The 11,612-nt window shown below is 71.1% G+C and carries 1 pseudogene; it reads right to left on the bottom strand.

Annotation, left to right across the window (positions count from 1 at the left end):
• Positions 1-11,573: pseudogene (locus tag AB0P41_RS35660) on the bottom strand (SDR family NAD(P)-dependent oxidoreductase); the annotation flags it as partial.
• Positions 11,574-11,612: the final 39 nt, after the last annotated feature.

The raw sequence follows: 11,612 nt of genomic DNA, 5'->3' as shown, positions 1-11,612 counted from the left end.
GCGAACACCGGCGAGGACTCCATCAGACCCGCAGCCATACCCACCCACTGCGAACCCTGCCCCGGGAACACGAACACCGGACGCGTCACATCGGCCGCGACACCCCGCACCGCACCCGACCCGGTACGACCGGCTTCCAGCAGCGCGCCCAGTCCGGCCCGGAGTTCGTCGGAGTCCGCGGCGACGATCACCGCACGGTGCTCGAACCGCGACCGGCTCACGGCCAGTGCGTGTGCGAGATCCGGCACCGGAAGCGCCGGTGCGTCCGCGAGGGCCTGTGCCAGACGCGCGGCCTGGTCCCGCAGCGCGCCCTCCGACTTCCCGGAGAGCACGAACGGCAGCGCGGTCCCGGCCGGGGGCCCTGCCTCGACTGCGGCTGCGGCGTCGTCGTCCGGTGCCTGCTCGAGGATGACGTGCGCGTTCGTGCCACTGATCCCGAAGGAAGACACTCCCGCGCGCCTGGCATCGCCCGTCTCTGGCCAGGGCGTCGACTCGGTCAGGAGTGCGACCGCCCCCGCCGTCCAGTCCACCTGCGAGGACGGAGTGTCCACGTGCAAGGTCCGGGGCAGCACACCGTGGCGGATGGCCTGCACCATCTTGATGATGCCTGCGACGCCCGCCGCGGACTGCGAGTGCCCGATGTTCGACTTGACGGACCCGAGCAGGAGCGGCCGGTCATCCCTGCGCTCCCGCCCGTAGGTGGCGAGCAGCGCCTGCGCCTCGATCGGGTCTCCCAGCTTCGTGCCGGTCCCGTGCGCCTCCACAGCGTCGACCCGCTCCGGGGAAAGCCCGGCATTCGCCAGCGCCTGCCGGATCACGCTCTGCTGCGAGGGTCCGTTCGGCGCCGTAAGGCCGTTGCTCGCGCCATCCTGATTGACCGCCGACCCCCTCACCACCGCCAGCACCCGGTGACCGTTGCGCCGCGCGTCGGAGAGCCGCTCCACGAGCACCATGCCGGCGCCCTCGGACCAACCCGTGCCGTCGGCCGTATCGGCGAAGGCCTTGCAGCGGCCGTCGGCCGCCAGACCCCGCTGGCGGGAGAACTCCGCGAAGATTCCCGGGTTCGTCAGTACCGTCACGCCGCCCGCCAGCGCCATGGAGCATTCGCCGGACCGCAGGGCCTGCGTGGCCAGGTGCAGGGCGACCAGCGAGGACGAGCACGCCGTGTCCACCGTGACGGCGGGGCCCTCGAAGCCGAAGGTGTAGGAGACGCGACCGGAGATGACGCTGGTCGCGTTACCGGTCAGCAGGTGGCCTTCGGTTCCTTCCGGCAGCCGCATGCCGGCCCCGTAGCTGGACGAGGCGGTACCTGCGAAGACTCCGATGTGATGGCCGCGCACGGACGTCGGGTCGATCCCGGCGTGCTCGAACGCCTCCCAGGAGATCTCGAGCAGCAGTCGCTGCTGTGGGTCCATCGCCACGGCTTCACGGGGCGAGATCCCGAAGAAGCCGGGGTCGAATTCCGCCACGTCGTAGAGGAACCCGCCCTCCAGCGTCGTCGACCCACCGTCCTCACCGGCCGCCGCGTAGAGGGTGTCCAGGTCCCAGCCACGGTCGGTGGGGAAGCCGGATATCCCGTCCCCGCCCGTGGCGACCAGCCGCCACAGGTCGTCTGCGCTCGCCACCCCGCCGGCGTACCGGCAGCTCATCCCGACTATCGCGATCGGGTCGTCGTACGCCGCCGAAGCGGTCGGCAGGACGACGGGGGCCTCGGGCTGTGTGCCCAGGACCTCTCCGAGCACGAAGTCGGAAAGAGCCGCAGGAGTGGGGTAGTCGAAGATCAGCGTCGCGGGGAGCCGCAGGCCGGTGACCGCGTCGAGCCGGTTACGCAGCTCCACGGCGGTCAGGGAGTCGAAGCCCAGATCCTTGAACGGCCGGTCGACGCCCACCGTTTCGGTACCGCTGTGGCCGAGCACCGCCGCGACCTGGGCACGCACGACATCCAGCAGGGCAGCGCCCCGCTCCTCCCGGGTGAGCCCCGCGAGCTTCTGCAGCAACTTGAGCGAGCCGGCGGCGGATCCCGCCCTGCGGCGTGAGCTCGTACGGACCAGTCCGCGGAACACCCCCGCAAGGGCACCGACAGCAGCTTGTGCGCGCAGGGCCACGAGGTCCAGGTGTACGGGCACGAGAGTCGCATGGCCGCCTGCAAGCGCCGTGTCGAGGAGCGTCAGCCCTTCGTCGGCCGTCAGGGGGACCACTCCGGACCGGCTCATCCTGCTCGTGTCGCCGTCGTGCAGACGTCCGACCATGCCGTCGGCGAGATCCCACGGGCCCCAGGCGAGCGACGTGGCAGCCAGCCCGCGTTCCGCACGGTGCAGGGCGAGCGCGTCGAGGAAGGCGTTCGCCGCCGCGTAGTTGCCCTGGCCCAGGGAACCGAAGGTTCCGGCGACCGAGGAGAACAGGACGAACATCGACAGGTCCAACTGCTCGGTGAGCTCGTGGAGGTGTACCGCCGCGTCGACCTTGGGGCGCAGCACGGTGTCAAGCCGCTCTGCGGTGAGGGAGGAGACGACCCCGTCGTCGACGACTCCGGCCGCGTGCACCACGCCGGTCAGCGGACGGTCGGCAGGGATCGACGCGAGTACGGCAGCCATCTGCTGCCGGTCGGCTGCGTCACAGGCCGCCAGCTCCACCTCGGCACCGGCCGCCCTCAGCTCGGCGGCGAGCGCGGCGGCGCCCGGCGCCTCCGGGCCCCGGCGGCTGGTCAGGACCAGGCTGCGTACACCGTGCCGGGCCACGAGGTGCCGTGCGACCAGGGCGCCGAGGGCGCCGGTCGCCCCGGTGACCAGGACAGTGCCTTGGGCCTCCGGCTCGGCCGTTTCGGGGCGTGGCGCCGGCCGGGTCAGCCGGGGTGCGAAGGCACGGCCCGCACGGATCGCGACCTGGGGTTCGCCACCCGCCAGGGTGGCCGCCAGGGCGCCCGACGAGTCGGCGTGGTCGTCCAGGTCGATGAGCAGCAGCCGGCCGGGGTTCTCGGACTGGGCCGACCGGACGAGCCCCCACGCGGTGGCACCTGCCAGGTCATCGGATCCGCCGCCTCCGACGGCGACCGCTCCTTGGGTCACGACTGCCAGGACGGCGTCCGCGAACCGGTCGTCGCTCAGCCATTCCTGCACGGTCCCGAGGACTGCGTGACTGGTGGCGTGCGTACGGGAGGCGAGATCGGCATCGTCGACATCCGGGACGCAGAAGACGACGTCGGGTGTCCGGTCGAGGTCGGCGAGGCCTGCGTAGGCCGGTATGCCGAGCGGGGCGAGCACGCCCGGCTCTCCCAGCACGGCCCAGGTACCCGCGGCGGGGTCGGACGGCAGCTTCACCGGCGCCCATTCGAGGACGAAGAGCGAATCCCGTTCGCCGGAGCCGGTCCGGAGCTGCTCCGGCGTCACCGGGGTCAGCACCACTGACTCCGCCGCGGCCACCGGCTCACCGGTCTCGTCTGCCATGAAGAGTGCGACGCCCTGCTCCGCCGGGCGAATCAGCACACGCAGGGCCTTGGCGCCCACCGCGGACAGTGTCACGCCGGACCACGAGGACGGCAGACCACCCGTGACCGGGTGGCAGGCTGCGGCCAGCAGGGCGGGATGCAGACCGAATCCCTGGGTGTCCGTGTCCTCGTCGAGTGCGATCTCGGCGAAGAGTTCATCGCCTCGGCGCCATACCGCACGCACTCCACGGAACACGGGACCGTAGTCGTATCCGGCGTCGGCCAGATCGTCGTACACGCTCTGCACCGGTACCGGGGCGGCGTCCTTCGGTGGCCACTCCTCGAACGTCATCGGGGTGTCCGGGAGGTCATGGACCGAGGCCAGTACGCCTGCGGCGTGCAGCGTCCAGTCCGTCTCAGCGCCGCCTGCCGTGGGCCGCGCGTACACCTCCACCTTGCGCCGTCCGGCGCCGTCGTCCGCCGCGACGACCAACTGGACGCCGACCGACGTGTGCTCGGGCAGAACCAGTGGGGTGTGTACGGTCATCGATTCCAGCAGTTCGGCGCCGAACCGCTCGCCCGCGTGGAGCGCCAGCTCGACGAAGGCGGTACTCGGGACGACGACGGCACCCAGCACCACGTGGTCACCGAGCCAGGCGTGCGACTCGACCGACAGCCGCCCGGTGAAGAGGAACCCGTCGGTACCGGCCAGCCGTACGCCGGCTCCCAGCAGCGGGTGGTCGGAACGGCCCATACCGGCCGCCGCCATGTCCCCGAGCGGAGCAGCGGGAGCGGAGAGCCAGTACCTCTCGTGCTGGAAGGCGTAGGTGGGGAGGTCAATGCGGCGGGCGCCGGTGCCGGCGAAGTACGCCGCCCAGTCCACTGCCGACCCGCGTACGTGGAGCTCGGCGAGCGCGGTGATCAGCGTCCGGGCCTCGTCGCGGTCCCTTCGCAGCGCCGGGACGAACGCCGAGCTCTCGACGCAGTCCTGCCCCATCGCGGACAGCACACCGTCCGGGCCCAACTCCAGATAGGCCGTCACGCCCTGGTCCTGGAGCGCGCGCATCCCGTCTACGAAGCGGACCGCCGCACGGACGTGGCGCACCCAGTAGTCCGCCGAGCAGATCTCCTCGCCCGACACGACCCGGCCGGTCACATTGGAAACCACAGGGATCTGCGGGGCGCGGAAGGTCAGCTTGTCGGCGACCGCGCGGAAGTCGTCCAGCATGGCGTCCATGCGCGGCGAATGGAACGCATGGCTCACCCGCAGCCGCTTGGTCTTACGACCCTCCGCCTCGAAGTGAGCGGCGATCGCCAGAACAGCGTCCTCGTCACCCGAAACCACCGTCGCGGACGGTCCGTTGAGCGCGGCGATGGATACGCCGTCGGTCAGCAGCGGCAGGACTTCGTCCTCGGTCGCCTGGAGGGAGACCATCGCGCCACCCGTCGGCAACGCCTGCATCAGACGGCCCCGTGCCGCGACCAGCTTCGCCGCGTCCTCCAGCGACAGCACCCCGGCCACATGCGCAGCCGACAGCTCACCGATCGAATGACCCAGCAGATAGTCCGGCCTCACGCCCCAGGCCGACACCAGGCGGAACAACGCCACCTCAAGAGCGAACAGCCCCGCCTGCGTGAACTGCGTCTGATCCAGCAGCTCACCACCCGCAAACACCACATCCCGAACCGGACGATCCAGATGCCGGTCCAGCTCCGCACACACCGCATCGAAAGCATCCGCGAACACCGGATACGCCTCATACAGCTCACGGCCCATACCCGACCGCTGCGCGCCCTGACCCGAGAACAGGAGGCCGGTACGTCCCGAGGTCACCGCCCCGGTTGTCGTCCGGTCGCCGATGACCACCGCACGGTGCTCCAGCACCGCACGCGTCGTGACCAGCGAGAACCCGACATCCACCGGGTCCTGATCCCCGGCGAACGCCGTCAGCCGCTCCACCTGTGCGTCGAGTGCCTCGGCCGTCTTGGCCGACACCACCCACGGCACCACCGGCACCGATGCGCCCGCGGAGGGTTCCGTGACCTCGCTGTCCGGAGCCTGCTCCAGGATCACGTGCGCATTCGTGCCGCTGATCCCGAAGGACGACACAGCGGAACGCCGTGCCCCGCCCGTCTCCGGCCACGCCACCGACTCCGTCAGCAACTCCACCGAACCCGCCGACCAGTCCACGTGGGACGTCGGCTCGTCCACGTGGAGGGTGCGGGGCAGGAGCCCGTGGCGCATGGCCTGCACCATCTTGATCACACCGGCCACACCTGCGGCAGCCTGGGTATGACCGATGTTCGATTTGACCGACCCGAGCAGCAGCGGCCGGTCACCCGACCGCTCCTGCCCGTAGGTCGCGAGCAGTGCTTGTGCCTCGATCGGGTCACCCAACCGCGTGCCCGTGCCGTGCGCGTCGACGGCGTCGATGTCCCCGGCGTCGACTCCCGCGTTCGCCAGCGCCTGCCGGATGACCCGCTGCTGCGAGGGCCCGTTCGGGGCCGTCAGGCCGTTCGACGCACCGTCCTGGTTCACGGCTGAACCGCGTACGACAGCGAGCACACGGTGCCCGTTGCGCTGCGCGTCCGAGAGCCGTTCCACGAGCACCATGCCGGCGCCCTCGGACCAACCCGTGCCGTCCGCCGCCTCGGCGAACGGCTTGCAACGACCGTCCGGTGCCAGCCCGCGCTGACGGCTGAACTCGATGAAGATGCCGGGGTCGGCCATGATCGTGACACCGCCGGCCAGGGCCATGGTGCACTCGCCCTGACGCAGCGCCTGCACGGCGAGGTGAAGGGCCACCAGCGAGGACGAGCACGCCGTGTCCACCGTGACGGCAGGACCCTCCAGGCCGAAGGTGTACGACACCCGGCCGGACACCACGCTGGTAGCGCTGCCGGTCAGGGCATTCCCTTCGAAGCCTTCGGGCAGGTGCGCCCCGGCTCCGTAGGCGGAGGAGGACGCACCGGCGAACACCCCTGTCGCGCTCCCGCGCATGTCGGCGGGGTCGATGCCCGCAGATTCGAACGTCTCCCAGGCCGTCTCCAGCAGCAGGCGCTGCTGGGGGTCCATTCCCAGGGCCTCACGCGGCGAGATCCCGAAGAAGCCGGGGTCGAAGGCGCTCGCGCCGGTCAGGAAGCCCCCTTCGCGCACGGTGACGAGCTGTTCGACGCCCTCATCCGGTTCCGGGGTGTTCAGCCGGTCGGCGTGCCAGCCACGGTCGTCGGGGAACCCGGTGATCGCGTCACCGTCGTCGAGAAGCATCCGCCAGAGGTCGTCGGGCGAGTTCACCTCGCCGGGGAACCGGCAGCTCATCCCGACGATCGCGATCGGGTCGTCACCGGCGGCGGTGAGAATCGCGCTCGCGTTCTCCGGTACGACGACGCCCAGGATCTCGGTCAGCAGGAAGCCCGCGAGGGCGGCGGGGGTGGGGTAGTCGAAGACGAGGGTCGCGGGCAACCGGAGACCGGTCGCGGCGTTCAGCCGGTTACGCAGCTCCACCGCTGTCAGGGAGTCGACTCCGAGCTCCTTGAACTGCTTGTCACCGTCGACCGTTTCGGCGCCCGCATGGCCGAGTACGGAGGCCGCCTGGGTCCGTACGAGATCCAGCAGTTCGCGGTCGCGCTCCTGCGGAGCGAGCCCTGCGAGGCGCTGACCCAACGTGGACGCACCCGTCGCAACGGCGGCCGGAGCCCTGCGTCGGCCGGAGGCGCGGACCAGTCCGCGGAACACTCCGGGCAGGGCGCCCGCGGCGGCCTGCGACTGGAGGGCCGTGAGATCCAGGCCGACCGGGACCAGCGCTGCCCGTGGTGAGGCCAGCGCGGCGTCGAGGAGGGCAAGGCCCTGCTCGTCCGCGAGCGGCAGGACCCCGGAGCGCACCATGCGGTCCACGTCGGAACCGTCGAGTTGTCCGAGCATGCCGTCCGTGGTGGCCCAGGGGCCCCACGCCAGCGAGGTCGCCGCCAGCCCCGCGCTGCGGCGCTGCTGGGCGAGACCGTCGAGGAAGGCGTTGGCCGCAGCGTAGTTCGCCTGACCGGGTCCGCCGAAGACGCCGGCCACCGAGGAGAACGTGACGAACATCGACAGGTCGAGCCCCGCGGTGAGCTCATGCAGGTGGACCGCGCCGTCGACCTTGGGGCGCAACACGGTGTCGAGGCGCTCGTGTGTCATGGACGAGACCACACCGTCGTCGAGCACCCCCGCGGCGTGGACGACGCCCGTCAGCGGCCGGTCCTCGGGCACCGCTGCCAGGACGGCCGCCAGTTGATCCCAGTCGGCGACGTCACAGGCTGCCAGCACGACGTCGGCGCCGGCCTCGGTCAGTTCTGCGGCGAGCGCGGCGGCACCGGCGGCCGAGGCCCCCCGGCGGCCCGTGAGGACGAGGCTGCGCACACCGTGCTCGGCCACCAGGTGACGTGCCACCAGCCCACCGAGGGCGCCGGTGGCCCCGGTCACCAGGACCGTCCCGTGCCGCTGCACGGGCTCAGGCACGGTCAGGACGACTTTGCCGACATGGCGGGCCTTGGCCAGGAAGCGGAACGCCTCCGGCGCCTGCCTCACATCCCAGGTACGGATCGGCAGCGGCTTGAGCGCACCGCTCTCGAAGAGTGCGAGCACCTCGGCCATGAGCTGGCCGATCCGCTCGGGGCCGGCCTCGATCAGGTCGAAGGCCTGGTAGGCGACGCCCGGGAAGGTCTCGGCGATCGCATCCGCGTCGCGGATGTCGGTCTTGCCCATCTCCATGAACCGGCCGCCACGCGGCAGCAGGCGCAGTGACGCGTCCACGAACTCCCGGGCGAGGGAGTCCAGGACGACGTCGACACCGCGGCCTCCGGTGACGTCGAGGAACTGCTCTTCGAAGTCGAGTGTGCGCGAGGAGGCGATGTGCGCGTCGTCGAGGCCGAGTGAGCGCACCGCGTCCCACTTGCCGCTGCTCGCGGTGCCGAAGACCTCGGCGCCCAGGTGCTGCGCGAGCTGCACGGCGGCCATGCCCACGCCGCCGGCGGCGGCGTGCACCAGGACCGACTCGCCGGGCTGCAGCCGCCCGAGGTCCACGAGCGCGTAATAGGCGGTCATGAAGACCACCGGGGCCGATGCCGCTTCGGTGAAGGACCAGCCGTCCGGGATGCGGGCCAAAGTACGGCGGTCCGTGACAGCGACCGGTCCGAACGCACCGGAGAACAGGCCCATCACACGATCGCCGGGCTCCAGTCCGGTGACCCCGGGGCCGGTCTCCAGGACGATGCCCGCGCCCTCGATACCCATCGTGGCGTCACCGGGGTAGACGCCGAGCGCGATGAGGACGTCGCGGAAGTTCAGACCTGCGGCACGCATGCCGACCCGTACCGCCCCCGGCGCGAGGGGCTCGGCGGCATCGGGGCAGGAGGCGAGCGCGAGGTTCTCGAGGGTGCCCTTCTCCGCGATGTCCAGCCGCCACGGGGCGTCCCCGGGCGGTACGAGGGCCTCCCCCGCCGAAGAGCGGCCCAGCCGGGGTACGAACGCGTCCCCGCCACGGATGGCGAGCTGCGGCTCGCCCGTGGCCAGTGCCGGGAGGAGTGCGTCGTGGGAGTCGTCGAGGTCCACCAGGACCAGTCGGCCCGGGTTCTCGGACTGCGCCGAACGGATCAGGCCCCAGGCCGCCGCTCCGCCTAGGTCGGACAGTGCGTCCTCCCCGCGGGGCGCCACAGCCCCGCAGGTCGCGACCACCAGCAAGGCGTCGGCGAAGCGGGGATCAGCCAGCCATTCCTGGACCAGCGTGAGCAGCTCGTGCACACTCCGGCGCACGTCGGACGCCAGATCTTCACCGGTCTCGGGGCCGGTCTCGGCGCCGTGCGTGACGAGGACGAGGTCGACGGCCGGATCCACAGCTGCCAGATCCGCACACGGTTCGGCGCCAAGGGCCACCGGCCAGCCCTCGCCGATCACGGCCCACCTGCGGGCGGGACCGTCCGACGGCAGCGGCGGCACGGCGAGAGGCGTCCATTCGAGGTGGAACAGCGCGGTCTGATCGGCTCCGGGCGCCGCCAGTTGCTCTGCGGTCACCGGACGCAGTACCAGCGACTCGACGTGGGCGACCGGGGAACCGGAGCCGTCTGCTGCCAGGAGGCGGACTCCCGACGGCGTGGGGGTGATCCGTACCCGGAGCACGGAAGCGCCGACCGCGTACACGGAGACACCTGCCCAGGCGAACGGCAGACCGACCCCGGACGCATCGGCCTGGGACTCGCCACCGCCGTTCAGCCCCATCGCATGCAGGGCGGAGTCGAGCAAGGCGGGATGCAGACCGAAGCGTTCGGCTTCGGCACCGTCGGGCAGCGCGACCTCGGCGAAGACCTCCTCGCCACGACGCCAGGCCGCCCGCAGCCCTTGGAACACGGGGCCGTAGCCGTAGCCGTTCTCGGCCAGGGCCTCGTAGTGACCGTCGACAGGCACTACGACGGCGTCGCAGGGCGGCCAGTCGGCCAGCTCCTGATCGCTGACCTCGGCGCCCGCAGGGGCCAGCACACCGGCCGCGTGCTGCTGCCACGGAAGGGCGCCGTCCTCGCCCTCGGCAGGCCGGGAGTACAGAGCGACGGGGCGTTTGCCTTCCGCGTCCTCCGCGCCCACGGTCAGCTGTACGGCGACTCCGCCGTGCTCGGGGAGAACCAGCGGTGTCTGGAGCGTCAGCTCCTCCAGGAGACCGCAACCGACGTGCTCACCTGCTTGCAGGACGAGTTCCACGTAGGCCGTGCCCGGGAGCAGAACAGCACCGAGCACCGCGTGGTCACCGAGCCAAGGATGCGTCTGCAGCGACAGGCGGCCCGTCATGATCAATCCGTCCGCGTCGGCCCGCGTCATCGCGGCTCCGAGCATCGGGTGTCCGACAGGGCGCAGTCCGAACGCGGAGACGTCACCCATCCAGCGTGCTGCGGCGGCGGGCCAGTAGTGCTCGCGCTGGAAGGCGTACGTCGGGAGGTCGACGCGGCGGGCGCCGGTGCCGGCGAAGTACGCCGCCCAGTCGACGGACCCTCCGCGTACGTGGAGCTCGGCCAGCGCGGTGACCAGTGTCTGCGGCTCGTCGCGGTCTTTGCGCAGCACCGGGGCGATCGCCGCGTCCTCGACGCAGTCCTGGCCCATCGCGGACAGCACACCGTCCGGACCCAACTCCAGGAACGCAGTCACGCCCTGGTCCTGAAGCGCGCGCATGCCATCGACGAAACGAACCGCCTCACGGACATGACGCACCCAGTACTCGGGGGTGCAGATCTCGTCGCCCGACACGACCTGACCGGTCACGTTGGAGACGATCCCGATCACGGGCTGCTGGAAGGTCAGCGTCTCGGCGACCACACGGAAGTCCTCCAGCATGGCATCCATACGCGGCGAATGGAACGCATGGCTCACCCGCAGCCGCTTGGTCTTACGACCCTCCGCCTCAAAGTGAGCGGCGATCGCCAGAACCGCGTCCTCGTCACCCGAAATCACGGTCGCTGACGGCCCGTTGAGCGCGGCAATGGATACGCCGTCGGTCAGCAGAGGCACAACTTCGTCCTCGGTCACCTGGAGCGAGACCATCGCCCCACCCGCCGGCAGTCCCTGCATCAGACGGCCCCGTGCCGCGACCAGCTTCGCAGCATCCTCCAGCGACAACACCCCGGCCACATGCGCAGCCGACAGCTCACCGATCGAATGACCCAGCAGATAGTCCGGCTTCACACCCCACGCCGACACCAGGCGGAACAACGCCACCTCAAGAGCGAACAGCCCCGCCTGCGTGAACTGCGTCTGATCCAGCAGCTCACCACCCTCGAAGACGACCTCCCGCACCGGCCGGTCCAGATGCCGGTCCAACTCCGCACACACCGCATCGAACGCATCCGCGAACACCGGATAGGACTCGTACAACTCACGCCCCATACCCGACCGCTGCGCACCCTGACCCGAGAACAACACACCCGTACGCCCCTGGGTAAGTGACCCCACGATCGTCCGGTCACCCACAATGACCGCACGGTGCTCCAGCACCGCACGCGTCGTCACCAGCGAGAACCCGACATCCACCGGGTCCTGATCCCCGGCGAACGCCGTCAGCCGCTCCACCTGCGCATCAAGCGCCTCGGCCGTCTTCGCCGACACCACCCACGGCACCACCGGCACCGATGCACGTGCCCCGTCCACCGGCTCCACCTCAGGAGCCTGCTCCAG

Origin of the sequence: Streptomyces sp. NPDC079167 (genome assembly GCF_040686735.1) — a bacterium.
GTDB lineage: Bacteria > Actinomycetota > Actinomycetes > Streptomycetales > Streptomycetaceae > Streptomyces.
The sequence above is the reverse complement of the archived record's forward strand: the minus strand, read 5'-3'. Positions and strand labels throughout refer to the sequence as shown.